Here is a 25,068-nt window from a genome sequence, read left to right on the forward strand (position 1 = left end):
AAGAGGCTTCCATCAAGACTTGGCCGAATAGGCCACATCGAAAGTTTGCACGCCCGACATTAAATTACGAATTACCTCTGGAATCGGGCGCTCTTCAAATAATATGGCGTGAATAGCGGAAACCAAGGGCATGTAGACGCCCATTTCATCTGCTTTCTTTTTAATCAGACGAACGGTGTTCACCCCTTCGGCGACCTGACCGATTTCCGCGACAGCGCGATCCAAGGGTTTACCCTTCCCTACCAGATAGCCCACCCGATAATTTCGGCTGAGGTCAGAGGAGCAGGTCAGGATTAAATCGCCAACGCCGGCAAGGCCAATAAACGTCATAGGGTCCGCGCCCATGGCCTCGGCAAAGCGCATCATTTCCGCGAGCGAACGGGTAATCAGTAAGCTGATGGTATTTTGCCCACGGTCCATGGCCGCTGCCATACCGGTAACAATGGCATAAATATTTTTCAGTGCTCCAGCCAACTCCACGCCAAACACATCGTTACTGGAGTAGACACGGAAGGTCTCTGAGTGCAATGCAGACTGGATATCCTTGCACAGGGCTTCATCTTCACTGGCAATCACGGTTGCAGTGTAGTGGCCCGCGACAATTTCCTTGGCAAAGTTGGGTCCGCTCAGCACCCCCACACGCATTCCCTGGGTTTCCTCGCGCAGGATATCGCTCATCAAGTGGAAACTGTCGTGCTCGATCCCCTTGGTGGTGGAGATCAACATGGTGCCAGGTTTCAGCAGCGGGGCTACACGGCGTACCACTTCGCGGAAAGACTTACTGGGTATGGCGACAAAGACAATGTTGCAACCTCGCACGACTTCCTGCAGGTCACTGCTGATGCAAAGCTCGGGATGTAGAGCCACTCCAGGCAAATATTTGCTGTTCTCACGGGTTTCCCGACAGGCTTCCGCGCTCTCCGAATCCCGCATCCACTGGCGGGTGTCGTGACCATTACCCGCAATAATGTTGGCAATAGCCGTACCGAAACTACCGCCGCCCAATACAGCGATGGAGAGAGGGTTGGAAGTTTCCTTTTGCATATTGATACCGATAAAGCTTCTCGAGGGCAGGGATTATAGAGCTATGATCCGCTCAGCCCAAAGGGTTCAACTTTCAGGATCTTGCGCATAAAGTTACAAAATAACACGCCAAAAACGGAAAACGGCCCCAGCAGGGCAAGCTGCCGGTTCCACAACCGGGCTGTTCCACTGGGGCCGTAGAAATAAGGCGCGGGAGTTTTACAGAGAAACCACCGCGCCAGGCTCCTAAGAGCTTTTAGCAACAGGCTAAGACTTAGCCGTGCATTTCCAGCAGCAGAGTATTCAGGCGACGCACATAATCGGCCGGATCCGCCAGATGATTGCCCGCGGCCAAATTAGCCTGATCCATCAGGATATTGGTGAGATCGGCAAAGCGGTCCTCATCCTGCTCCTGATCCAGGCGTTGTACCAGCGGGTGCGATGGATTGATCTCAAAAATCGGCTTGGCCTCCGGTACCGCTTGACCGGCCTGCTCAAGGATACGGCGCATCTGCGGGCCCATATCCTGCTCGCTGACCACCAGACACGCCGGTGAGTCCACCAGACGGGTGGTAGCGCGCACAGATTCAACGCGGCTATCCAGAACGGACTGTACGCGTTCAACCAGCGCACCGGATTCTTTCTCGACCTTCTCGCGCTCGGCCTTATCTTCTTCGCTCTCGGCTTCACCCAGGTCCAGCGCACCCTTGGCCACATCTTGGAACGGCTTGCCATCGAATTCGTGCATGTGCCCGACAAACCACTCATCCACCTGGTCGGTGAGCAGCAGCACTTCGATGCCTTTCTTGCGGAATACTTCCAGATAAGGGCTGGATTTAGCGGTGGCGAAGTTGTCTGCACACACGTAGTAGATCGCTTTTTGGCCATCTTTCATACGGCTGACATAGTCTTCCAGGGACTGATCCTGTTTACTGGTATCGGTATGGGTGGTGGCAAAACGCAGCAGCTTGGCCACTTTCTCTTTGTTGGAGAAGTCCTCAGCCGGACCCTCTTTCAGCACATTGCCAAACAGATCCCAGAATTTCTGGTACTCATCGCCGTCCTTCTTGGCCAGCTTGTCCAACATATCCAGTACGCGCTTGGTCAGCGCATTCTTGATCGCATCGGTATTGCGATCTTTCTGCAGGATTTCACGGGAAACGTTCAGGGGCAGATCGTTGGAATCCAGTACACCTTTTACGAAACGCAGATACAGCGGCAGGAACTGCTCGGCATCGTCCATGATAAAAGTGCGCTGTACATATAGCTTGAGACCGCGGGCGGCATCGCGCTGGTACAGGTCAAATGGCGTGCGTGCGGGGATATACAGCAGACTGGTGTAATCCTGCTTGCCCTCGACACGGTTATGGCTCCAGCTGAGCGGTTCGTCAAAGTCGTGGGAAATATGCTTGTAGAACTCCTTGTACTCCTCGGCTTTCACTTCGGAGCGCGGGCGGGTCCACAGCGCCTGGGCCGCGTTGACCGCTTCAAACTCAGGTGCCTTCTCTTCTTTTTCCTCACCCTCTGCCGCCGGCATTGCCTCTTTCAGCATCTCCACTGGAATGGCGATGTGATCGGAGTACTTTTTGATAATGGAGCGCAAGCGCCAGCCATCGGCAAATTCTTTTGCATCTTCTTTCAGATGCAGGACTACGCGGGTACCGCGCTGGGGCAGCTCCACATTCTCAACGGAGTATTCCGCTTCACCGTGACATTCCCAGTGCACACCCTGGTCGGCTTCGAGGCCGGCGCGACGGGTAAATACATCTACTTTGTCGGCAACAATAAATGCGGAGTAGAAACCAACACCAAACTGACCAATCAGGTGTGCGTCTTTTTTCTGGTCTCCAGTGAGCTGCTGCATGAACGCGGAGGTGCCGGAGCGAGCAATGGTGCCGAGATTTTCGATCACTTCATCACGGCTCATGCCGATACCGTTATCGGTAATGGTCAGAGTGCCCGCGTCTTTATCGAACTCGATACGAATACGCAGATCCGTATCATCGGCAAATAATTCTGGCTTGGATAGCGCTTCAAAGCGCAGTTTGTCGGCGGCATCAGAAGCATTGGATACCAGCTCGCGCAGGAAAATCTCCTTGTTGGAGTAGAGCGAGTGGATCATCAGGTGTAGCAGTTGCTTGGCTTCTGTCTGGAATCCGTGGCTCTCTTTGTGGGCCTCAATGGTCATCTGTAGGTCTCCCCATACACGTCAATCGGAACAGGGAGCAAATATTGGGATCTGCTGGCAGGTTTCAAGGGCGAAGCCAGAATTAGGAAAATTGAGAATAACATCGTGACTCAAACGGCCTTTAAGTCATTAACCATGTGAGTGCGACATTTTTGAATAAATTGGAGCCATCGGGAAAGTGCAACGCGGCTGGGATTCCCCCTTAAAACCCCACCGCTCGGGGCTTTAATGGGAAGGTGATGTTGCTGGTCATTGAGCACTCAGCTAACGCTTACGGCTGGCCTTAGCCTTGAGGGTAGCGGCCTTGTCCTTGCCGGTGATATCGATCACAAAGTTAGCGGTCAAATCGGAAATCACCCGCGATTCGGCATTCATCAGGATGGCGATACCGATCTTCAGTTTCTCAGAGTAGGCCACTGCCGCGCGGAATCCGGCCACCCAGCCACCGTGGTAAATAATGCGGTCATCGCCGATGGTATAGAGGCGCCAGCCGAGGCCATAACCGGCATGGGACAGGTAGTCCCGCCAAATGCGGTGGCGCATATGACGCTGGGTGGATACCCGCTCTGTGGTCATATCCTCAATCATGGCGGGAGTCAGTACCTTGGGGTAATAGCCCATCTGTGCTTTCAGCCACTGGGCCATATCCGAGATACTGGCATTGACGCCCGCCGCGGGGGCAGCGAAATAATATTCTTTCTCAACTTTCACCGGACGCCAGCCGCTACCAGTTTGCACGTGGGGCGCGGCGCGGTTGTCCGAAGCCATAAAGCTCTCCCAACCCACTGAGGCATTCTGCATATTCAGCGGTGAAAAAATTCGTGACTTCAGCTGCTTGGCATAGGTGCTGCCCGTTGTCTGGAGAATCACATCCTCAATCAGACTGAACAGCACATTCTGATAGCCGTAGCACTTTCCCGGGGTACAGCGCGGATCGATATTGGCAAACTTCGGTAATATCTTGCTGAGCGGCGTGTTGCTTTCCAGATAGTCATCGTAGGCGTTGGGCGTAAGGCCAGAGGAATGGCTGAGCAGGTGCTCCACCTGCAATTGACGCGACATTGACGGTGTCTTGAAGCTGAGTTCCGGCACATAGTTGACCACCTTATCGCTCCAATTAAAGCGATTCTCATGCTCCAGCACCGTGGCCATACTCGCGGCAAAAGTCTTCGAGACCGATGCCAGACGGAAGATGGTGTCGCGGTCCACCTTGCCCGCCTTTCCGCGTATACGTACACCGTAAGTGTCCATGGCGACCACCCGGTTGCCATCGACAATGACATAGGCACCGCCGGGGATCGACTTGCCGGCCATCATCTGCCGGAAGTATCGGTCAAACTCCTTCGCCTTGGCGTCTATATCCATCGCACGCGCAGGCAGTGCCACAGTGCACAGGAGCAGCATTGAAAGAAGGACACGCGCCTTCCCGGCACGGAGGTGATAGACGATATTTGAAAGAATTGCAGGTCTCATACGCAAATCGAGCCGCCAAAGCAATCCGGTACATGCAGATAAGACTAGCAGTCAGCGGGCAAAAACTCTATTTAGGCGCCACGCAGGACTGACTGCTGAATTCTAGTCTCTCACCACTGCCCCTGTGTGTATCCCCATGCCACCCGCTTAACTCTGCGTATTGGCACTCATTAAAACGAAAAAACCGCCTTCCGGCGGTTTTTTCTGCATTGGGGGATTGCCCCAGCGACTTTGAGCTTACAGCTTCTCAGCGTTCTCGCTCAGGTAAGCCGCTACACCTTCCGGAGAAGCGTTCATACCTTTGTCACCTTCCTGCCAACCGGCCGGACAAACTTCGCCGTGCTCCTGGTGGAATGCCAATGCATCAACCATGCGCAGCATTTCGTCAACGTTGCGGCCCAGCGGCAGGTCGTTCACAACTTGGTGGCGAACCATGCCTTCCTCGTCGATCAGGAAGGAACCACGGAAAGCAACACCAGCGTCTGCTTCTACGTCGTACGCCTGGCAGATTTCGTGCTTAACATCGGCAACCAGGGTGTATTTAACCGGACCGATACCACCCTCGTTCACCGGGGTGTTACGCCATGCGTTGTGAGAGAACTGGGAGTCGATGGAAACACCGATCACCTCAACACCGCGCTTTTCGAACTCAGCAAAACGGTGGTCGAAAGCGATCAGCTCAGAAGGACATACGAAGGTGAAATCCAGCGGGTAAAAGAAAACAACCGCTTTCTTACCTTTGATCGCTTCTTTCAGGTTAAAGGTATCGACGATCTCGCCGTTACCCAATACCGCTGCAGCGGTGAAATCCGGAGCCGGCTTGCCTACCAGTACTGCCATGAAAACCTCCTCAATCCAATAATGGGTTGTTGATAAAGAGAGTGAAGTGTTCAATTTATACGCGACAGCTATAAATTGAATAGGATTTGATAGTGGGCCGCTATGATACACATCCACTTATTACAGGCCCATAAATTTTTTAAATGAGGCTGATAGCAGAAAAGCTATGCGTGAACCAGGCCGCAAAATAGGAAAAAACAGCCGCTGAACCGCCCAAAAAAGAAACATAGAGATCAAATTTCAATCTTTTAGAAATCTTATTGACACTCATTCTCAATTGCAATAGGATTCACATCAGTCTAGTATTGAGTAGAAATTGAGCAGAGCCCACAGCAATGTATGTATGTATCTGTAAAGGTATTACCGACCGCCAAATCAAAGAGGCTGTCTATGATGGCTCCACCTCAGTGAAAGCCCTGAGGCGCCAGCTTGGAGTCTCTTCCCAGTGCGGTCGTTGCGCCGAGCAGACCAAGGAAATCATCAACGAAACCCTGGGAGCCGGAATGATCACCGCCGCCACCAGCGGGTTGTTTTACTCTGCCAGTTAAGCTGCCATTTGCGGCCGCCTCACGTTGAAATTGTGTGGCGGCCAAAATCTTCCCCCATCGCTTCCTCCAAAACCGTCCCCCCCGCAGACGCTGCCCGCCACTCTATGATGCGCACACGCGATGCTCTAAGCTGAGTGCACATCAATGGCTCAGTTTGGAACATGAAGAAGCATTTTCTACACCTCTACGAACAACTCCGCTCCAGCTTTTGGAGTGTACCTCTCATTATGATTTTATCGGCGCTGCTGCTCGCTTACTTGATGCGCCAACTGGATACCCTATTAAGCGCTCTGCCACTATTTGAAACCGCCAGCGTTACCACCCTAGACTGGCTTCACATGCGCGATGTCAACAGCGCGCGCGCCCTACTTTCCGTTATTGCTGGCTCGACCATTACGGTGGCCGGTACCGTGTTCTCAATTACCGTGGTGGCACTAACCCTCGCCTCTAACCAGTTTGGCCCCCACCTGATCAGGAATTTTATTCGCGACCGCAGCACCCAGGGCTCTCTTGGGATTTTTCTCTCCACCTATGTCTATGCGCTGGTCACGATGCGCGGTATCGAGGGAACAACCGGGGACATAACAACTTATGGTTTTGCCATTCAAATTGCGCTGCTGCTTACCTTGATCAGCATCGGCTACCTCGTTTACTTCATCCACAATGTGGCGCAATCCATTCAGGTAGATAACATCGCCCACCAGATCAATCTGGAGTTCCACCAGGCAATCAACCGGGAGTACCCAAGCGCTGCAGAGTCCGACAAGGGTGAGCACTTCGATACTGACCGCCTCGAGCTGGGTGCGAGCTGGATTGCGGTACCCACTCCTCGCGGTGGCTACGTACAGTTTATCGACCGGGAAAAAATCATTGCGATTGCTGAAAAATTCGATTGCTGTGTGCAGATCAGTTGCCATCCCGGTTCCTACGTACACAACTGGGGGCAAATCGGCAGAATTTACCAAGATGCCGATTCGGAAAAATTAATCCCTCAAGTTCAGTCGGCTTTGCAGATAGGCGCGCTGCCCACTGCCGAGCAGGACATTGTTTTTTCCATGCACCAATTGTCCCAAATCGCGGTACGCGCACTCTCCCCAGGCATTAATGATCCTTTCACGGCCTACTCTTGTGTCGATCGGCTTATTGAAGGATTGGGTACAGTGCTGCAAAGACCGGAGCCGGCAAACTGTTTTACCGACTCCGCCGGGGTTTTACGCCTGGTCAGCTGCAAATTGGAATTTGCCCAGCTACTCAATGCTTCCCTTGATGAGATCGTCGAACACGGCCGCGCCAATGGCGTATTTATGCGTCATCTACTTAACGCCCTGAACGATCTCGCCGAAGTTTGCCAACGGGAAAAAGACAAGGCCGCGTTATTTAATTATCTGCAGCGCCTAGCTAACGACAACAAAATATTTATTAAGAGTGAAACTGACTCCAATCAAATTCAGGAAATAATATCGGCTATCCAAAAAAGGCTAACCGCTTGACGCTGCAACCTTAACAAGAATCATTTTCGTTGCTATTTTCGGCCAAATTCGTGTTAAAAACCGTGTTTTTCCTGCATTCCGCAGCTAACAACTTCCCCTTGACTTGCCGCAAATCGCAACGCAAACTCGGCCCGGATTGCAGTTGCCACCCTAAAATAAATTGTGGGAAATCGGTCAGCCGCAGACATCAGTGACTAACACAATTTAGTGACTTTTTATTGCTACTTATTTCAAGTAATCAACAAATAGGAATTCTCTGAGGGTGATATCTAGCTCGCAGGGCCACAGGAGCAAAAGCTATGAAAGGCGATCCCAAGGTTATCGAACATTTAAATAAAGTACTGGGCAATGAGCTGGTAGCTATCAACCAGTATTTTCTGCATGCGCGCATGTACGACAACTGGGGGTTGAAAGAGCTGGGTAAGCAGGAATACCACGAATCCATCGATGAAATGAAACACGCCGATTGGCTGATTGAGCGTATCCTGTTCCTCGAAGGTATCCCCAACCTGCAACACCTGGGCAAATTGATGATCGGTGAAAATACCGAGGAAATGCTCAAGTGCGACTTGAAGATTGAATCCAAGGCGATCCCCGATCTGCGCGAAGCCATCGCTTACTGCGAATCCGTGCGCGATTACGGCAGCCGCGAGCTACTGGAAAAAATTCTCGACTCAGAAGAAGAGCATGTCGACTGGCTGGAAACTCAGTTGGAACTGATCGACAAAGTGGGCATTCAAAATTACCTGCAAACCCAGATGGAAAAAGCGTCCGGCTAATTGTTTACTTTCATTATCGGCAAAAAAAACCGCGGTCTTTACCGCGGTTTTTTTGTCATGCGTCCGGCAATCCTTGCCACCGGAGTCGTATCGACCGGCGAACGATTTACTCGTCACCCTCGGCGGAAGCCTCTTCGATCAGGGTTTTCAGCTCACCATTTTCATACATTTCCATAATGATGTCGCAACCGCCGATCAGCTCGCCCTTTACCCATAGCTGAGGGAAGGTCGGCCAGTTGGCATACTTAGGTAATTCAGCGCGAATATCTGGATTGGCCAGGATATCCACATAGGCAAAGCGCTTACCGCAGGCCATCATCGCCTGGGAGGCGCGCATGGAAAAGCCGCACTGGGGGGCGTTAGGGCTACCTTTCATATAGAGCAGAATGGCGTTGTCAGCGATCTGCTGTTTGATGTTCTCCAGTGTATCCATAAGCGTGAGAAACCTCAGGTGGTGGAAGCAAAATTAATGAACGTGCATCGCATCGGCACCCAGCCATTGCGCACGGCCGAACATTGTACCTCAGCGCGGGGGGGAATAAGTACCCGCTGCAGAGCACGACAAAAAATAAGCGCCACACTTCAGCCGCGCATCTCCCTCCACAAAGAGAAGTGAAATAGATAGCCCACACGACGCAGAGCCTGTGGTAGCATTGATGATTCAGGATATTTTGCAGAATGAAATACACAAAACAGAATTTTCTGCGGAATCCAACCTGTATCGAGCCTAATAAACAACCCAATTGAACCACCGAAGAAAAAAGGAGGCGCCTCAGTGTCCCCCCCCACACTCATGCACAACTATGGCGAGAGAACCCTGACCCTGGTCCGCGGCGAGGGAAATTACGTGTGGGATGATCGCGGCCACCGCTACCTGGATGCCATTTCCGGCATCGCCGTATGCGGCCTGGGCCACTGCCACCCCAAAGTCACTGAGGCCTTACAGGAGCAGGCCAACACCCTGCTCCATGTCTCCAACCTGTACAACATTCCCCCCCAACAACAGCTGGCTGATCGGCTCGTATTCCTGTCGGGTATGGACAATGTATTTTTCTCCAACTCAGGAGCCGAGGCGAACGAGGCCGCCATCAAATTAGCGCGCAAACTGGGCAATGAGCGCGGGCTGACATCACCGCAAATTGTTGTTATGGAGAGAGCGTTTCACGGGCGGACGCTGGCCACCCTCACGGCAACCGGCAATGAAAAGGTCCAGCAGGGCTTCGCCCCGTTGCCCGAGGGCTTTTTGCGGGTGCCATTCAATGATGTGCAAGCCATTGAAAATCTGGCGCAGCAGCACAGCAATATCGTCGCCATACTGGTGGAGCCAATCCAAGGGGAAGGCGGTGTTCGACTGCCCGATCTGGATTATCTGAATAAACTGCGTGCGCTCTGTGATCGGCAAGACTGGCTACTGATGCTGGATGAAATACAGACGGGTAACGGTCGCAGCGGTAAAATGTTTGCCTATCAGCACGCGGGCATAGTGCCGGATGTACTCACCACCGCCAAAGGACTCGGCAATGGTGTCCCCATCGGCGCCTGCCTTGCCCGCGGTAAAGCGGCCCGTTTGTTCACCGCTGGCAGCCACGGCTCTACTTTCGGTGGCAATCCACTCGCCTGTCGCGCTGGCCTTGCAGTACTGGAAACCCTGGAAGCAGAATGGTTAATCGAGCGCGCAGAAAAATTGGGCGCTCAACTACTGCACTCCCTACGCCTGCGACTGAGCGATTGCCCTGGGGTAGTGGAAATCCGCGGACTGGGATTAATGATCGGTATCGAGCTCGACCGCCCCTGTGCTGAATTAGTGGAGCGGGCACGGGAGCAGGCATTACTGATCAATGTCACCGCCGGTAATGTCGTGCGACTTCTCCCTCCCCTGACACTCACAGACGGCGAGTGCCAGCAGCTGGCCGCTGATATAGGTACCCTGATTCAACAATTTACCCTGCAAGCAGTCTGAGGCACACAAAGGAGAACAATTTATGGCGATCAGGCATTTCCTCACCTTAATGGATCTCTCCGTAGAGGAACTAAAGCAAATTATCGAGCGCGCTATCGAATTAAGAACCCTGCGCAACCAAGGCATTACCACCGACCTTTTTCGCGGAAAAGTGTTGGGGATGATTTTTGAAAAGTCCTCTACCCGCACCCGTGTCTCTTTTGAAGCCGGCATGGCACAGATGGGCGGCAGCGCCCTATTCCTATCGCCGCGAGATACCCAGCTGGGGCGCGGCGAACCCATCGAAGACAGTGCCCGAGTCATCTCCCGTATGGTCGACATGGTAATGATCCGCACATTTGGCCACGAGACCCTAGAGCGCTTCGCGGCTCATTCACGGGTGCCTGTAATCAATGCTTTATCCGATAGTTACCACCCCTGCCAGCTGCTCGCCGATATCCAAACGTTCGTCGAACATCGCGGAAGCCCCGCGGGCAAAGTGGTGGCCTGGGTGGGAGACGGCAACAATATGTGCCACTCCTATATCAATGCCGCGCGGTTGTGCGACTTCGAACTGCGCATCGCCAGCCCCCAAGGCTACGCACCCGATGCCGATATCATCGCCGCTGCCGGCGACCGAGTAAAAGTTGTGCATAACCCTGTGGAGGCCGTGCGCGGTGCCGATTGGGTCACCACCGATGTATGGGCCTCTATGGGCCAGGAAACGGAGCAACAGACGCGCAGTGAGGCTTTCGATAATTACCAGGTGAATCACGAGTTGATGAGTCATGCCAATGAAGGCGCGATTTTTATGCACTGCCTACCGGCGCACCGCGGTGAGGAGGTCAGTGCCGAGTTATTGGAAGACGAACGCATATCCAAGGTCTGGGATGAAGCGGAAAATCGCCTGCATGCTCAGAAGGCACTGATGGAGTTTTTGCAGGAGCACAGTCTGTAAGTTCTATTGCACGCCGGTCGATGGTGCCATTTACGTCCAGCTGACCGGCCCTTTTTCCTACCCTCCAACCCCACGCCGATAGTGGCTGTACAAAACTCAACCAACTAATTTCTACAGCCCAGTTTCATGTGGCGCTTAAATACATATTCGGGCAGAATTACACAGATGGACAAATAATAAACAGAGAAGCGTGGACATAAAAATCACGCCACAAAATTGATCATCTTAGTACCAACTTGCTCAAAATGCGCTCATTCAGAAATGGTTATTGCCGTTGTTAATTTGAAGCGCCCCGGCTATTAAAAAAAATTGTAAGAGACTGTATTGGCCCCTCACTCACACCCGCAAATGCCATGCGCCCCAGCAGTGGCGGGCTCTGCCGTAGAAGTGGCTACTGACTCAACCCGCCTACCCACAATTTATCCACAAACAACCACAAAGTTATTCGCCTTGAACTGACCCGCCTACCGCATTATCTTGTAGCGCACTCGAGGCCGACCCCCTATATATTGGGGTAAAGGGCCTGGAGCATCCCCAAATCCAGGGGCGAATTCCGGTGCTCCGCCACACTTTTGGCGGTCGGTGCCAGACGCTGCTTTTTTTCAAAGCAGAATCAGAGGTAAGCGGGCGGAAAGGAATTATCCGCCACAGGCAGCAGCCGGTAGACCTTAACTGAGAACCGGTCATCGAGCCGCCTGTTTCCAGTGCCTTCACGGTGTGGGAGGAATCACTGGCCAAGCGATGGACCCGCTCCGCACATGCCACGCAGTCCTGTGGCGCTGTTCTGGTGAACACACGCGGACAGACAACATTACAAACCTTTCGGAGATTTACATGCACACAGAGACAGGGCGCTCTCAAACCGTGCCTGCGGCAAAATCGGGCACCTCCAGCGACCAGGCTACTGACGGCACCACTCTGGCCGCCACCGCACCAGGCCAGATCCGTGTGATCAAGCGCAACGGCACCGTTGTCCCCTATGACGATGACAAAATTTCCGTTGCCGTCACCAAGGCCTTTCTCGCTGTTGAAGGCGGCACCGCCGCTGCGTCCAGCCGTGTCCACGAGCAAGTCGAGGAGCTGGTTGGCCAGATCAGCGCCACCTTCAAACGCCGCATGCCCTCTGGCGGCACTATCCATATCGAGGAAATCCAGGACCAGGTTGAACTGGCCCTGATGCGCGCCGGTGAACACAAAGTTGCGCGCGACTATGTACTCTACCGCGAAGAGCACGCCCGCCTGCGCGCTGAAAAAGAAAAAAGCGCCAAGCAGACCGAACAAGCTATCGATGCGCACCCTAGTATTCGCGTCAAACTCGAAGACAACAGCCTCGTTCCCCTGGATATGGATCGCTTGCGCACCGTTGTCTGCGAAGCTTGTGAAGGCCTGAAAGACGTCAACGCCGAAGCCATCCTCAGCGAGGCTTTGAAGAACCTGTACGACGGCGTTTCCGAAAACGATATCAACACCGCGCTGGTAATTACCGCACGCACTCTGGTTGAGAAAGAGCCAAACTACACCTTCGCCACTGCCAGCCTGCTGCTGGACAAGCTGCGCTCCGAAGCTCTGCGTTTCCTCGACATCGCCGAGCGCGCAACCCAGCACGAGATGGAAAATCTCTACGCCTCCACCCTGCCCGCTTACGTGGAAAAAGGTATTGAGCTTGAGCTGCTGGACCCGACCCTGGCCACCTTCGACCTGGAAAAACTCGGTCAGGCCTTAAAAGGCGAACGCGATCACCAGTTCACCTACCTGGGTCTGCAGACCCTGTACGACCGCTATTTCCTGCACAGCAACGATATTCGTTTCGAGCTGCCGCAGATCTTCTTTATGCGCGTCGCTATGGGCCTCAGCATTAACGAAGAAAACAAAAACGAGCGCGCGGTAGAGTTCTACAACCTGTTGAGCTCTTTCGACTACATGAGCTCCACCCCAACGCTGTTCAACGCCGGCACCCTGCGCCCGCAGCTATCCTCCTGCTACCTGACCACGGTACCGGACGACCTGCACGGTATTTACGGCGCCATCCGTGACAACGCCATGCTGTCCAAGTGGGCCGGCGGTCTCGGCAACGACTGGACGCCGGTGCGCTCCCTGGGTTCCTACATCAAGGGCACCAACGGCAAGTCCCAGGGTGTTGTACCCTTCCTGAAAGTGGCTAACGACACCGCCGTAGCGGTAAACCAGGGCGGCAAGCGCAAGGGCGCTGTGTGTGCCTACCTGGAAACCTGGCACTTGGATATCGAGGAATTCCTCGAGCTGCGCAAGAACACCGGTGACGACCGTCGCCGCACCCACGATATGAACACCGCCAACTGGGTCCCCGACCTGTTTATGAAGCGCGTGTTCGAAGACAAAGAGTGGACCCTCTTCTCCCCGGCGGATTGCCCGGACCTGCACGACCTGTTCGGCAGTGCATTCGAAGAGCGCTACAACCACTACGAGCAACTGGCTGCCGAAGGCAAGCTGCGACTGTTCAAAAAGATCCGCGCCCTCGACCTGTGGCGCAAGATGCTGGGTATGCTGTTCGAAACCGGCCACCCCTGGATCACCTTTAAAGACAGCTGCAACCTGCGCAGCCCGCAGCAGCACGCCGGTGTGGTACACAGCTCCAACCTGTGCACCGAAATTACCCTTAACACCAAGGCAGACGACGAGATTGCCGTATGTAACTTGGGCTCCGTCAACCTGGCCCAGCACATCGGTGAAAACGGTGAGCTCGACCGCGCCAAGCTGGCAAGCACCGTAAAAACTGCTGTACGTATGCTCGATAACGTTATCGACATCAACTACTACGCGGTTGAAAGTGCACGCCAGTCCAACATGCGTCACCGCCCGGTGGGCATGGGCCTGATGGGCTTCCAGGACGCGCTGTACAAAGCCGGTATTGCCTACGCCAGCGACGAAGCTGTGGCCTTTGCCGATAACACGATGGAAGCCATCAGCTTCGAAGCCATCTCTGCTTCCAGCGACCTGGCAGCCGAACGCGGCAAGTACCAGACCTACGAAGGCTCACTGTGGAGCAAGGGTGTTCTGCCACTGGATTCCATCCAGATCCTGGCTGAGCAGCGCGGGCAACAATTTATCGAACAGGACACCAGCTCCACTCTGGACTGGGACGGCCTGCGCGAGAAAGTAAAAAACCAAGGTATGCGCAACTCCAACGTGATGGCGATCGCTCCCACCGCGACCATTGCCAATATCACCGGAGTTTCCCAGTCGATCGAACCGACTTACCAAAACCTGTATGTGAAATCGAACCTGTCCGGCGAATTCACCGTAGTAAACCCCTACCTGGTACACGACCTGAAAGATCGCGGCCTGTGGGATCAGGTCATGGTTAACGACCTGAAATACTACGAAGGTTCCGTACAGAAAATCGATCGCGTACCGGAAGACCTGAAAGCGAAATACCGCACCGCGTTTGAAGTGGAACCGCGCTGGATTGTGGACGCCGCCAGCCGTCGCCAGAAGTGGATCGACCAGGCCCAGTCCCTGAACCTGTATATCGCCGGCGCCGATGGTAAGAAACTGGACCTGACCTATCGCATGGCCTGGTTCCGCGGCCTGAAGACCACTTACTACCTGCGCGCCCTGGCTGCCACTACCACAGAGAAATCCACTGTGAACAGCGGCACCCTGAACGCGGTAAGCGCACACGGCGCAAGCAACGGTATGGCTGCGGCAGCGCCCGCAGAACAGGCTGCACCGGCTCCTGCAGCAGTGCCCCAGGCCTGCTCCCTGGACGATCCAGACTGCGAAGCCTGTCAGTAAAAATTTGGCCCCGTCAGGGGCCTGTACCCACTCTCGGGGGAGAGCGTCGTAACCGCACGTGCGGGCATGACCATGCGCAACGACCCCGGCTCGCCTGGCTGCCAAAAGCCGGGAAGAATTTTCGGGCCGGGGATCGTCTGCGTCTTTTTCCCAAGTGCGTTTTTAAGTAACTCGCACAGATATGTGCTGAGCACAGAGACAACGCAAAAAAAACTTTGCCATAAACCTCACCAACGTGCGGAGAAAACCCGAAATAATATTTGGGAAAAAAGCAAAGTAATAATTGATCTGGCACAAAAATTTTGTGCCCCCGCGGGTTGAAAATACCTGCAGTGAATGACCACTGCCGGAGAATTCCGGATACCATCCCTGGCCTTGCTCTGCGAACAAAGCGCCAGGAAGAATACAGAAATGATTATCGAATTTTCGATAGCGAGACCGATTAAAAGGGCCAACTATGCTGAGCTGGGACGATTTCGAAACTAAGCCCCAACAATCCGAAAAAGCTACGGAAGCGCAGGTAGCGCCGAAAACCCAGGCGAAATCCGTGCAAGAACCCAGCGCTTCCTACACTGCCGAAGCCGCAGCTCCGGCAGCCAGCGCTGCGCCCCGCAATGGCTCCGCTGCCGTTGAAGCCGCCCGCGCAGCCGTTGCCAGCCTGGACCCGGCGCCCGGACTGGAAGAGCTGGAAATGGGCGCGGCCCGTATCCAGGTAGATGAAAAACGCATTATCAATTGCCGCGCCGACCTCAACCAGTTGGTGCCCTTTAAATACGACTGGGCCTGGCAAAAATACCTGGACGGCTGCGCCAACCACTGGATGCCCCAGGAAATCAACATGAACAAAGACGTGTCCATGTGGAAAGATCCCAATGGTCTGACCGAAGACGAGCGTCGTATCGTGGAATACTCCCTGGGTTATTTCTCCACCGCGGATTCCCTGGTTGCCAACAACCTGGTATTAGCCATCTACCGCCATATCACCAACCCGGAGTGCCGCCAGTACCTGCTGCGCCAATCCTTTGAAGAAGCGATCCACACCCACGCCTACCAGTACTGTGTAGAATCCCTGGGTATGGATGAAGGCGAAGTCTTCAATATGTACCGCGAAGTGCCCGCCGTTGCCAAAAAGGCGGCCTGGAGCCTGTCCCACACCCAGGCGATCGGTGACCCCAACTTCAAAACCGGCACTGTAGAATCCGACCAGGAATTGCTGCGCAACCTGATCGCCTTCTATGCCGTTACCGAGGGTATCTTCTTCTACTGTGGTTTCAGCCAGATCCTATCCATGGGCCGCCGCAATAAAATGACCGGTGTTGCCGAGCAGTTCCAGTACATCCTGCGCGACGAGTCCATGCACCTGAACTTCGGCATCGACGTGATCAACCAGATCAAACTGGAAAACCCGCACCTGTGGACGGCGGAATTCCAGCAGGAAGTGACCCAGATGATTCTCGAAGGTATGGAACTCGAAGTAGCCTACGCCCGCGATACCATGCCCCGCGGCGTACTCGGCATGAACGCGAAAATGATGGAAGAATACCTCCAATTCATCGCCAACCGTCGCCTCAGCCAGCTGGGCCTGAAAGAGCAGTTCCCAGGCGCACAGAACCCATTCCCGTGGATGTCTGAGATTATGGACCTGCGCAAAGAGAAAAACTTCTTTGAAACCCGCGTTATCGAATATCAGACCGGCGGCGCGCTGCAGTGGTAAGTGGCTTCCGGCTAGTGAATTACTACAAAAGGAAAAAGTAGTTGCTCACAGGAAGAGAAGTATTGAAAACGGGCTTTTAGCCCGTTTTTTTTATTGGGAGCACCTCGATTTATTCTTTATGCCAATCATAGATTTAAGTTCCAAAGAATCTCTCTCGGCTCTCTGAGATGCGAAGCATTACATTAAACCATTTGGACAGCACCTTGTATTCGCGGATAATACCTCGCCTTGAGCGGGGGAACTATTACACTCCCTATTAGAGCAGGCCTTCGAATATCCACCTGCCCACTAACCAGCTACTGTGAAACTATATGACGACTCCCGACCTGAATGAAATAATTAACCTAAGCTGTGAAGACCGCTATGAGTATTTCCTGAGCACGACCGGTGAGGAGCGGGAAATCTGGATATTAGTCGATAACCAAGACTGCTTTCTCAAAATCCATACAGATGAAGACGGCGGCTTTGAATATTTACCGGTATGGCCCAGTCCCGAATTTGCTAATACCTATGCCGAGAGTGAAGCCGGACTTACTCCCAAAAGTATTCCTCTACCGCAGTTTTTAAAGAAATGGCTTCCCGGATTGAGAAAAGATAATATTGAAATCGGCGTATTTCCTGCGCCAGATAAAAGTGTATGGATCACCGGCACAGAGGAGCTGGAAAGCGATCTGCGTGATGAGCTGGATAACTTCTAATCTCACCGACAAAATTCTATGATTCTACAACAACCTGCTTGCACAAAATAAAGAGAACATTAATAGCATCAAAATTAAATGTTTACTCGCAATAAAAATTTCACATCAGGGTGGGATTTTTGTTGCGTACTTCTAGCGACATTTACCCTCAGCATAGCCTCTTTAGTAGGTTCCCCGAATTGGATAGTTATTTTCTGGATTGCGAATAAATTCGATCCCCATCAACAGGGTCTGCAAATCTGGCCTTGCGAAAGGCGCATTGGAGATATCTACAATCTGCAGTCTGCCAGCTTCATTGATCACAAAAATTCCCGGCTCCGCGAAAGGCTTGTCAGTTTCCTGGGGTGATCTGGGGTTGGAAATATAGAGCCCCAATTGTTGCATTTGCGAAATAGACAAGTTAACCCCAATTGGAAAATCCGGATTGATCTCTCTCATATGTTGTAAAGCTTTATCTGCACTATCTGCGGATACGGCAACCACAAATACCCCTTCCTCATGATATCTCAGTAATAGCGCATTCAATGCCCGCAAATATTTCGTACATAAAGGGCAGTGCTTTCCCCTATAGACCACCACCATTTGCCAGGGAAAACCACCTGCAGGCTTGCCCAATTGCATTTGCCCTCCTCCCAGTTTTGCTACATCCAGAACCGGGAAATCACCACCCGCTGCCAGTTTGAAATTGCCCATAGTGCCGCCCCTTGAGACTATAGCTTGAATCTACAAGAAGTAATGTGACCGCCAAGACTTAAACGTTCGTACCATAAGTATAGGGGAGCCAATGAAATCATTTATCAGCACTTTATTCTTTTTCATATTGCTAGCTAGTCTGACTGGATGTTATTCCGACTTTCATAAGAGTGAACCTAGTATTAGGCGCGCCCTATAAAAACAAAGCCCGCTACTAAGAGCGGGCTTCATCCTGTGAGTATGTATCAGGGAGAGGCTTAGCGCTTTTCCCGGATACATTTTTAATGGCTTAAAAGACCTAGAGAGCTTACTGTGTGCAGGCAGCGATACGGCCAGCACTATTCTTACCAGGACCACAGTTCAGGCCATTGGGAATACCAGTATAATCTGGAGACATAATGCCGCCATTGCGCTCTGCATCGTGGTCAGTATAGATACTCGCCAGATTATAGGAACGCGCAGTACCCTTGTGATCGTTGTCGCAGGAGAAGATGGCACTACCGTAAGCAATACCTAGGAAGGTTTTATATTCCTTCAGGTTCGAGTAGAGATTACGCTTGCCTGAGCCCGAGCAATTCATCTGTGAAGCCAGGTTGATGTAGCCATCATCTTCACCGCCCAGTAGCAAAGAGCTTGCACTTTCAATACCGGGGAAGCCCGCATAGCCGCCAATGGTATAAACCGGGGCTGCCAGATTGGTACCCACATAGTTACGCACGGCGTAAACATCGTTGGTTTGCAGGTAGCGCACAGCGGCACACTCTCGACCGAGAAACAAGTCATTGATCAAGCTTTCAATCCAACTACCGTTACACAGGCGATCGACTCCCTCTGTACCAGTAATCGCGCCCCCTGTAGTGAAAATTGCGGCAATACCTGTGATGGCCTTATCGAAGTCCACATTTACCGCATAGCGGTCATCCAGTCCGGCAACGTTGCGTGTCTTGGTCTCGGTTTTGCACTTTTTCCAAAACCACTTACCAGTGCAAACCTGATTGCTCTCGGTAATGGTATTACTGTCGAATTGATTGTAGGCGCGATTGTAGTAGGGAGATCCGGGTACAGCGTTGCCGGCCAGATACATCATCTGAGTTGCACCCTGGCTGTGGGCAATTACCCAAAAAGTATCATCGGCTTTACATTGATTTTCGTGTTGATAGCCGTCGCCCTTGCCGCTGCGAATCTCAATCATCTGCCGGGCAATTTCCCCAGCAGTACCATCATGCCAGTAGGGCATTTCGCCCTCATCGGTGGAGTTATAACCGACCACTCCGTAGTTACCGCCATTGATACGTAACTGATTGATAAAGTCACTGCCGCGATACTTATCGAAGTAGGCCTCGCTCCAGTAGTCCAATGCCGGCTGTTCCAGCTGCCCCTTGGAATTAGTGCGCTGTTTAACATGCCCTTCTGTACCGTGACCATGAACCAGGATGTAACAGTTATCTGCCGCTGCCGAAACGGAAGCAAACAGTCCGGCCAGTACAAGTGAAAGACTTGCACCCAATCGTTTACAAAGAGTCATCGTTGTTTCCTTATATTTATTTCCCAGCTCTAGATCACATTTTCTGAAAAATTATTTTTATTGGCTGGAGTCATTTTTGGACAGAGAAAGTTATCCGGGGATGCTCAATGGATATAGGACTTAGGGCGCCAAACGGGAACCGGGAGCGACAGGCTTGCAGACTTGCTAGTCATATTAAATGTATCAAACAAACTAATCGTTTCACTCGAAACCATTTTGCTCTAACGGGATGGCTAATTCTTGAACCCAGTACAAAGAACATTAACTTAATAAAGCGACTTTTTAAGAGTTATTCATCTTTGCTGATCAAACAGCACATAAATCATTGGCGATTACTTTCGGGTGAAACAGGAGAAAAAGTAGATTGAGGCCATCTTAGATAGGCGAGTCAGTTAATACCATAAAGTCCAATAAGAATAGTCTCTAGTTGCCGCCCACAATTCCTCTACCTCCGGTGCCTAGTTAACAAGGAAAGTCTTGGCAAAGTTAAGCGGAACGCTACCACCCTTGGAGTCCCTTCAGCGAATAAGCGAGGTATAAATAAGCCACTCAGGGATTTTTATAAAACGCTATCTACATCAGAATTACGATGGATTCACCAGTGGCTGATACCTTAAACAGGACAGGGGGGGAAGAAAAAAATACTCTATTTAAATACCAGTTTAAGCCATGAAGTTAAATGACAAAAAATACAGAAGAAAGCTCTTACTTCATAGACCAATAAAAAGCCCAGCAATAATGCTGGGCTTATATTTACAATTACTTTCAGTTAGAGGCTTAATTGGCACTCTTAGAATGATAAATCATCGCCTGCCAAACATTCTGCTGTCCCCCACCATAATTTTCGAAAGTAGGATTCTTGATATAACTCCAGGCCACCTTGCCACTACCTAGATACATTGGCTCATCCAGGCCTCCCCAGCCATGATTAGGCAGCTGAATTGGTCCTTCAAGGATATTGAGATTCGCATCAATTTCCATCACGTAGAAAGCTTTAGGGACCAGCATACGCATTGAGCCCCGGCTGGCGTATATACGCTGATAACTAAGGTTATCGGAAATGCACTGGAACTTGGCATAACCCAGTAAATAACGTCCATTTCTCAGATCAACCAATTGTGGATCACTGATCTGACAATCGGGATCTTCAACCAACCATTTAAAACTCTGTCCACTAATGCTGCCGTTGCCATCAACTTTGGCAATTCCAATGCGTGTAAGGGAAGAAGTATCCAAAGCATCGCCTGAATATAAACCCTGGCGGGAAATCGATGGATATTTATCACTGTCGGAATTCCAGGAATTATAACCCATGTAGGAGAAGAAGCAGTTTGTAGCATCGTAGTCTGCACAGTCTTCATCAAACGGACCGGTGCCATTAGGATCTACTCCGACCTCATCCCAGAGAAACCGCTCCATATCGGCATCTTCAATGTACTTGGGAGCAACAATAACTGATAAATTTGTTTTGTCGTCTATGGGGACAACAGTATGCCCGCCCCCATTGGAAACCATCGCTGATGTAGAGGGAACAAAATGGTTAAAATAACCTTCAAAGGAATCATTCCACTCCATTTTAATAGCTATGGTACCTAACTGGCCGTGGGTACTTTTAATTGAGTTATTCCAATCACTGGTACAGAGGGCTCCAAAACTTTCATTTTCTGGATTGTAAAAAGCACGGATGTTGACCACATGTCCGTTTCCACAAGCCCAGTCCCATCCGCGATTATCTGAACCACTCATGTTCAGAGACCAGTCATTTCTATTGATCACTGTAAGGCCTGCTGAATAATGAGACCCACCTCCCCCATCAAATACACGGCCAGAAGCAGAAAAGGCATAACTGGAGCGCCCTTGGCTATCGCTATCTACATAAATCAGCTCTTCAGAACCAACATGGGAACCACCGTGGATTTTACTTACCACATAAGTATCTGGCGTTTCATGTAGAAGCTTGCTGTCCCACTCCATCAGCCATATCTGATCATTATATTTCTTTTCTTTATCGGTACCCTCCACCTTATCGAGGTTATCCTCCATTTTCATAAAGGTTGTACCGTATTTTTCTACAAGATCATCCTGAACATCGTAGTTTTCATGTGCTCTGTATCCAGTGTTACACAAGACAGCTACTCGGGAGCAATCCCTACTTGTGGCGATACCATGGGATTCATAGCACTGTTTTAATAGGGTTGCATTTCCAGTCTGATCGAAGCTGGCAGTTTGCGGGTTGTATTTCAATTCGTAGACGGAGCCGTAGGTTGTGTCATTGGTATCAGTACCCTCAGCAAGGGTAGTAGAAACAAACATCCGCGGAGTCTCGGTATCTGTTGCACAGGTTGCGACATAACTGCGGATAGGAATATCAATATCTTCCTTATTGCCCTCACCATCGGTACGAGCAATATAGTGAGCCATTTGATAAACCTCTCTGGCATTATTCAAAGCCTCAGGCAGAGTCACATCCACAGAGGACAGGGTGGCAAAGCCCAATTCCGTGACTTCAACATCCCCCACCATAACGGAAGTCCCCACGTTACCAGAGATCGGGGTATTACCCTGCCCTGTATCCTGGCCACTGCCTTGACCACTACCAGTATCTCCCGAAGATTCCTCGCCATCCGAAGATGAGCCTCCCCCACCACTACAAGAAGCCAAAATCACCGTCAAAGAAAGTGCCAAGAGCTTTTTATTAAAAATTATTGCCATGAAACCTACTCACTCAATAAGTCGCTTTAAGATAAATACAATTGAAGAGTTTTACTGCAATTGAGCTATCCCAGATAAGAACAGCGGCGACCTTATTAGTTCTGCAATCGATTGTCTGTGAACTAACCGAAACAGAAACTATGAACTACATCAAGAAAAGCCATTTGAGACACAGGAAGGATCACACTAATAAACAATACAAGTACAAAAATACGTTACCTATTCGCTAAAAATGACATAAAAAATCAACAAAACACCCATCGGCAAAAAATAATAAGTACAAAGCCGAGATTAAACAAAATATGAAATAAAAAATATAAAGAATGAAAATATATTTCCCTTGCCGGCTTAGAATTAAGTCATATAATTCGTTAAGGTTAGAAAACATCCAATAACAGCAATTTTTAACAAAAATTGTCACCCTTTAATCAATTAGAGCCTAAAAGCAAAGTATGCATATATAATAAAGCGTCTATCCATCATATAAGTAGTGCCTTTACCAATAACCCTCAACAAAAGGATACTGTAAAATGAAGTGGTTTTTCCTGTTCTTTTCATTGCTATTATCTAGCCTTTGTCTGGCAGCTCCGGAAATCAGGGGAACTCCCCAGGATTTGCGAGGACTGCTCCACCCAGCGGAGAATATCGTTACCATCCATGGCAGCGCGGAAGAAACTGCATATTCAGATAGGGCAATTGTCAGCTTGATTGTGACAACAGAAGAAGAGCTACTTTCAGATGCGATTTCCGCTAACCACAAGCTTCGCTCCAAATTACATCAGAGCCTGACAGAGGCTGGTATCAAGGGGAAAAATATTAAAAGCTCAAAGTTCTCATCCTCACCTCAATATGGCTGGATGGGCAAGAAGCCCAAGGGTTATAAAGTTGTTAACCGAATAACCATTTCAATCAACGAGGAAAGTCAACTTCATAGCATTGCGCAGCTCTCAGACCAGAATAAAGAGGTCGAAATAGCAAACACCGCATTTGAACATTCAGAAAAGCGTTTATTTAACAAAAAGGTTAAATCCAAGGCGTTGCAAGATATTCTGGAACAGAAGGCGGATTATGAAAAGGCTCTTGGTGTCGAACTCACACCGATTGGTATTCGTGGTGAGAACATACACTACCGAGCTACTGAGGGCGCCATGGCAGTAGAGGAGGTAGTGGTCACCGCTGCACGTATCTCCAGCGTTAGCGTTGAGACCGATTTTTATGATTCTACCCAGGATAAATCATTTGATGAAGTCGTCTATGAGGCGGAACTCTCCGTAGACTTTCGTGTTCGCCCTCAGCAGTAGTTAATCTTAGCTCCAGCATTATTGCTTTTCTGATTTTCGGAGCCCATTCTTTAAGCTACTTAAGCAGTGGGCTCCATCTACCTGACCTAACTGGCTAGCCGACAGACAAGGATAATATCTGGCTGATCTCGTTTAAGCTGCGATTCGATTGCCCCTGCCAGGTTTCAATGGCGGCTTGCAGTGCCGCCCAGTCTTTTTTTGAAGAGGGGGACTTATCTACCACCCCCTCTCTTACTAGAGCACGGATAGTATCGCTGGCAAAAACTAGTGTATCCACTCCCATTCGACGTAGAAAAACCTGGGCTGTTTTGCCTCCCAGCCGATCACCACCCTTGCGTAAATATTGGAGATTCTCTACATAGTTACCCGTATTCCAGCCCGCAAAATACTCTCCCAAACTTCCATTTTCATTGGATAAATGCCAGAAGAAATCTGCGTTCCGCGGGATTGAGCGGGTTTTGGGCCAATGCTTAATCATGCCTTCCTGGCGCATCAAATCATCCAGAGCTTCCTCAGAGAGATATCGACAAAAGGACAGGTCGAAGTCATAAAAAAAATGCTCGATACCAGGCCATTTTTTCTCTACCACTTTCCAGCTAAAACCCGCCTGAAATACAGCCCGAGAAGCCGCTGACAGCCATTGATTGTTGGGTATTGCTGAGATTTCTTTAGCAGGTTTAGGCTTTGTGAGTCTGGCAGCAAGACCTTTCTTGCCACCAAAACGGTCAATGACGGGGGCCTCAATATCGAGAAAATTTCGCATTTATGCTATATATCCATTAATAGATAGAGAATACCGCATGAGTGTAAACCTTACGGTGAACACTCTTGATGGAATCACAGCGCGCCAGGCTATCAAAGGAAACGATTCATAACCTCCACTCATTCCTTAAATGGCCGTTAATCAGAAAGGAGGTTCTGGCATTCGGTTTGATCTGCGCAAGGATAAAAGTGATCCCCCAACATCCGTAAATAACAATCTCAAAATCAACAATCTCAGGTAAGTCCATCTAGTATGTGCATCGTATCCTGAGCACCGAGGGATTGCTTTCTGATAGATTCACCTTCAGATGACGTTAGAGCCTTGCTCTGAGAACGGCCAGAGGGCTTGACAACATTCACCACTCGCGCCATCGCTTGGTAGAGGTAACCCGCATTAAAAGCCAAGCCATCAATAGATTTCCAGTTCTCATTCAGCAGCTGGATAACTTTCTTCTCCAGGCGGAAAAATCCAGACTCCCCGACGGCAACTTTATATTCTACTTTTCTCACATCTACCTCTTGTACTACATCGTTATCCGACCACGCCGTTCGTAATGTGTAACCGTTAATAGCCCTATCAGACTCAAAGGGGCGAAGTTTAAAACACATACCACCCACTCTAAATCAATGAGCAATGGCCACGGATCAACC

General features: G+C 50.8%; 19 protein-coding genes. 9 read left to right on the forward strand and 10 right to left on the reverse strand.

What is annotated here, in order from left to right; genetic code table 11:
• Positions 1-12: 12 nt before the first annotated feature.
• From LC073_RS06890 to LC073_RS06905, 4 genes are all read right to left on the reverse strand, one after another.
• Positions 13-1,044, reverse strand: a complete 1,032-nt coding sequence (locus LC073_RS06890; protein WP_226645390.1) for an NAD(P)H-dependent glycerol-3-phosphate dehydrogenase — start codon at positions 1,042-1,044, stop codon at positions 13-15.
• A 253-nt stretch (positions 1,045-1,297) separates the two neighbouring features.
• Positions 1,298-3,211: a molecular chaperone HtpG gene (htpG, locus tag LC073_RS06895; protein ID WP_226645392.1), complete on the reverse strand. Its 1,914-nt coding sequence runs from the start codon at positions 3,209-3,211 to the stop codon at positions 1,298-1,300.
• A 264-nt stretch (positions 3,212-3,475) separates the two neighbouring features.
• Entirely contained in the window at positions 3,476-4,684 is a 1,209-nt protein-coding gene (locus tag LC073_RS06900; protein ID WP_226645395.1) for a serine hydrolase domain-containing protein, read from the reverse strand.
• Positions 4,685-4,921: 237 nt separating this feature from the next.
• Entirely contained in the window at positions 4,922-5,524 is a 603-nt protein-coding gene (locus tag LC073_RS06905) for a peroxiredoxin (protein ID WP_152454432.1), read from the reverse strand.
• Between the two features lie 335 nt (positions 5,525-5,859).
• Between LC073_RS06905 and LC073_RS06910 the strand changes: the two genes are divergently transcribed.
• From LC073_RS06910 to bfr, 3 genes are all read left to right on the forward strand, one after another.
• Positions 5,860-6,072, forward strand: a complete 213-nt coding sequence (locus LC073_RS06910; protein WP_226645396.1) for a bacterioferritin-associated ferredoxin — start codon at positions 5,860-5,862, stop codon at positions 6,070-6,072.
• Positions 6,073-6,233: 161 nt separating this feature from the next.
• On the forward strand, positions 6,234-7,562 hold the full coding sequence (locus LC073_RS06915; protein ID WP_226645398.1) for a DUF2254 domain-containing protein: 1,329 nt from the start codon (positions 6,234-6,236) through the stop codon (positions 7,560-7,562).
• Positions 7,563-7,861: 299 nt separating this feature from the next.
• Complete coding sequence (bfr, locus tag LC073_RS06920) at positions 7,862-8,341, forward strand: bacterioferritin (protein ID WP_226645401.1); 480 nt, start codon at positions 7,862-7,864, stop codon at positions 8,339-8,341.
• Positions 8,342-8,447: 106 nt separating this feature from the next.
• Here bfr and grxD read toward each other — a convergent pair whose 3' ends face one another.
• Positions 8,448-8,774, reverse strand: coding sequence for a Grx4 family monothiol glutaredoxin (gene grxD / locus LC073_RS06925; protein ID WP_226645403.1), 327 nt, complete (start codon positions 8,772-8,774; stop codon positions 8,448-8,450).
• 342 nt (positions 8,775-9,116) lie between these two features.
• On the opposite strand from grxD, the gene LC073_RS06930 reads away from it, so the two are divergent.
• From LC073_RS06930 to LC073_RS06950, 5 genes are all read left to right on the forward strand, one after another.
• Entirely contained in the window at positions 9,117-10,301 is a 1,185-nt protein-coding gene (locus LC073_RS06930; RefSeq protein ID WP_226645406.1) for an aspartate aminotransferase family protein, read from the forward strand.
• A 22-nt stretch (positions 10,302-10,323) separates the two neighbouring features.
• Positions 10,324-11,238, forward strand: a complete 915-nt coding sequence (gene argF / locus LC073_RS06935) for an ornithine carbamoyltransferase (protein ID WP_226645409.1) — start codon at positions 10,324-10,326, stop codon at positions 11,236-11,238.
• An 834-nt stretch (positions 11,239-12,072) separates the two neighbouring features.
• On the forward strand, positions 12,073-15,012 hold the full coding sequence (locus LC073_RS06940; protein WP_226645412.1) for a ribonucleoside-diphosphate reductase subunit alpha: 2,940 nt from the start codon (positions 12,073-12,075) through the stop codon (positions 15,010-15,012).
• Positions 15,013-15,469: 457 nt separating this feature from the next.
• Complete coding sequence (locus LC073_RS06945; RefSeq protein WP_226645414.1) at positions 15,470-16,726, forward strand: ribonucleotide-diphosphate reductase subunit beta; 1,257 nt, start codon at positions 15,470-15,472, stop codon at positions 16,724-16,726.
• A 311-nt stretch (positions 16,727-17,037) separates the two neighbouring features.
• Positions 17,038-17,424 (forward strand): DUF2750 domain-containing protein, encoded by a 387-nt coding sequence (locus LC073_RS06950; RefSeq protein WP_226645416.1) that lies wholly within the window; start codon positions 17,038-17,040, stop codon positions 17,422-17,424.
• Between the two features lie 162 nt (positions 17,425-17,586).
• Here LC073_RS06950 and LC073_RS06955 read toward each other — a convergent pair whose 3' ends face one another.
• From LC073_RS06955 to LC073_RS06965, 3 genes are all read right to left on the reverse strand, one after another.
• A complete protein-coding gene (locus LC073_RS06955; RefSeq protein WP_226645419.1) occupies positions 17,587-18,117 on the reverse strand; it encodes a redoxin domain-containing protein in 531 nt (176 codons plus the stop codon).
• Positions 18,118-18,424: 307 nt separating this feature from the next.
• Entirely contained in the window at positions 18,425-19,642 is a 1,218-nt protein-coding gene (locus LC073_RS06960; protein WP_226645420.1) for a hypothetical protein, read from the reverse strand.
• A 777-nt stretch (positions 19,643-20,419) separates the two neighbouring features.
• A complete protein-coding gene (locus LC073_RS06965; protein WP_226645421.1) occupies positions 20,420-22,354 on the reverse strand; it encodes a hypothetical protein in 1,935 nt (644 codons plus the stop codon).
• A 530-nt stretch (positions 22,355-22,884) separates the two neighbouring features.
• Here LC073_RS06965 and LC073_RS06970 point away from each other — a divergent pair.
• Positions 22,885-23,655 (forward strand): SIMPL domain-containing protein, encoded by a 771-nt coding sequence (locus LC073_RS06970; protein WP_226645422.1) that lies wholly within the window; start codon positions 22,885-22,887, stop codon positions 23,653-23,655.
• A 94-nt stretch (positions 23,656-23,749) separates the two neighbouring features.
• Here the strand turns inward: LC073_RS06970 and LC073_RS06975 are convergent, their stop codons facing one another.
• Together LC073_RS06975 and LC073_RS06980 are read right to left on the reverse strand one after the other, a co-directional pair.
• Positions 23,750-24,418 carry a DNA-3-methyladenine glycosylase I gene (locus LC073_RS06975; protein ID WP_226645423.1) on the reverse strand — a complete coding sequence of 223 codons (669 nt, stop codon included), beginning with the start codon at positions 24,416-24,418 and terminating at the stop codon, positions 23,750-23,752.
• A gap of 233 nt (positions 24,419-24,651) precedes the next feature.
• A complete protein-coding gene (locus tag LC073_RS06980) occupies positions 24,652-25,026 on the reverse strand; it encodes a hypothetical protein (protein ID WP_226645424.1) in 375 nt (124 codons plus the stop codon).
• Positions 25,027-25,068 lie beyond the last annotated feature (42 nt).

Origin of the sequence: Microbulbifer variabilis (genome assembly GCF_020524905.1) — a bacterium.
Taxonomy (GTDB): domain Bacteria; phylum Pseudomonadota; class Gammaproteobacteria; order Pseudomonadales; family Cellvibrionaceae; genus Microbulbifer; species Microbulbifer variabilis_A.

Bases quoted from the DNA above. Each gene is read 5' to 3' on its own strand.
- argF (WP_226645409.1), top strand. From the start codon at position 10,324: ATGGCGATCAGGCATTTCCTCACCTTAATGGATCTCTCCGTAGAGGAA.
- LC073_RS06890 (WP_226645390.1), bottom strand. From the start codon at position 1,044: ATGCAAAAGGAAACTTCCAACCCTCTCTCCATCGCTGTATTGGGCGGC.
- LC073_RS06915 (WP_226645398.1), top strand. From the start codon at position 6,234: ATGAAGAAGCATTTTCTACACCTCTACGAACAACTCCGCTCCAGCTTT.
- LC073_RS06960 (WP_226645420.1), bottom strand. From the start codon at position 19,642: ATGACTCTTTGTAAACGATTGGGTGCAAGTCTTTCACTTGTACTGGCC.
- LC073_RS06945 (WP_226645414.1), top strand. From the start codon at position 15,470: ATGCTGAGCTGGGACGATTTCGAAACTAAGCCCCAACAATCCGAAAAA.
- LC073_RS06905 (WP_152454432.1), bottom strand. From the start codon at position 5,524: ATGGCAGTACTGGTAGGCAAGCCGGCTCCGGATTTCACCGCTGCAGCG.
- LC073_RS06970 (WP_226645422.1), top strand. From the start codon at position 22,885: ATGAAGTGGTTTTTCCTGTTCTTTTCATTGCTATTATCTAGCCTTTGT.
- bfr (WP_226645401.1), top strand. From the start codon at position 7,862: ATGAAAGGCGATCCCAAGGTTATCGAACATTTAAATAAAGTACTGGGC.
- LC073_RS06910 (WP_226645396.1), top strand. From the start codon at position 5,860: ATGTATGTATGTATCTGTAAAGGTATTACCGACCGCCAAATCAAAGAG.
- LC073_RS06980 (WP_226645424.1), bottom strand. From the start codon at position 25,026: ATGTGTTTTAAACTTCGCCCCTTTGAGTCTGATAGGGCTATTAACGGT.
- LC073_RS06950 (WP_226645416.1), top strand. From the start codon at position 17,038: ATGACGACTCCCGACCTGAATGAAATAATTAACCTAAGCTGTGAAGAC.
- grxD (WP_226645403.1), bottom strand. From the start codon at position 8,774: ATGGATACACTGGAGAACATCAAACAGCAGATCGCTGACAACGCCATT.
- LC073_RS06940 (WP_226645412.1), top strand. From the start codon at position 12,073: ATGCACACAGAGACAGGGCGCTCTCAAACCGTGCCTGCGGCAAAATCG.
- LC073_RS06955 (WP_226645419.1), bottom strand. From the start codon at position 18,117: ATGGGCAATTTCAAACTGGCAGCGGGTGGTGATTTCCCGGTTCTGGAT.
- LC073_RS06975 (WP_226645423.1), bottom strand. From the start codon at position 24,418: ATGCGAAATTTTCTCGATATTGAGGCCCCCGTCATTGACCGTTTTGGT.
- htpG (WP_226645392.1), bottom strand. From the start codon at position 3,211: ATGACCATTGAGGCCCACAAAGAGAGCCACGGATTCCAGACAGAAGCC.
- LC073_RS06965 (WP_226645421.1), bottom strand. From the start codon at position 22,354: ATGGCAATAATTTTTAATAAAAAGCTCTTGGCACTTTCTTTGACGGTG.
- LC073_RS06900 (WP_226645395.1), bottom strand. From the start codon at position 4,684: ATGAGACCTGCAATTCTTTCAAATATCGTCTATCACCTCCGTGCCGGG.